2 protein-coding genes are annotated in these 515 nt (G+C 42.3%); both read left to right on the top strand.

The features are described 5' to 3' along the window. Positions 1-203 (top strand): hypothetical protein (locus tag FOY53_RS24340; protein WP_222435350.1); only part of this gene is annotated, 203 nt, incomplete at its 5' end. Positions 204-278: 75 nt separating this feature from the next. Next, a partial coding sequence (locus tag FOY53_RS24335) for a TetR/AcrR family transcriptional regulator (RefSeq protein ID WP_222435349.1) occupies positions 279-515 on the top strand: 237 nt, incomplete at its 3' end.

Genomic DNA, 515 nt, shown 5'->3' with positions numbered 1-515 from the left:
AGACTTTCTACCCGAAGACGGCTCACAAATTACCACTGCGGATACAGCTGATTTTACCTATCGTCAATGGAAGAGTTGCGATTTTATCCGTACAAGGGTGGGCATTGCCTATTGATCGTGGAACGCAAAACATAGCTTTATTGATAAGCATCCAATCAGAGCCAGTAAGTGTATCTACTTATGTTGCGCTCTTTTTTGTTTGACAAACATTCCGGAATTGAATACTATGGTTCTATAAGGAAACAGTGTTTCTGAGATAAGCAAAGGAAGTGCATTGAATGATGTCTGAGCCATCGCAACCTTATAGAACCTATTCTGAGGTGAAGTTACAGCAACAGCAATTGCTCCGTAAAAATGTGATTGATGCCGCATGCATCCTTCTTGTAGAAGAAGGACCTGAGGCTGTGACTGTACGGCGAGTTGCACAGAAATTAAGCTGTTCCACCAAGATCATTTACAGTATTTTTGGCAGTAAGGATGGTCTTGCCAATGAGATGTATCTGGATGGATGCCGG

The organism is Puniceibacterium confluentis (assembly GCF_007923445.1).
Lineage (GTDB): Bacteria > Pseudomonadota > Alphaproteobacteria > Rhodobacterales > Rhodobacteraceae > Puniceibacterium > Puniceibacterium confluentis.
The sequence above is the reverse complement of the archived record's forward strand: the minus strand, read 5'-3'. Positions and strand labels throughout refer to the sequence as shown.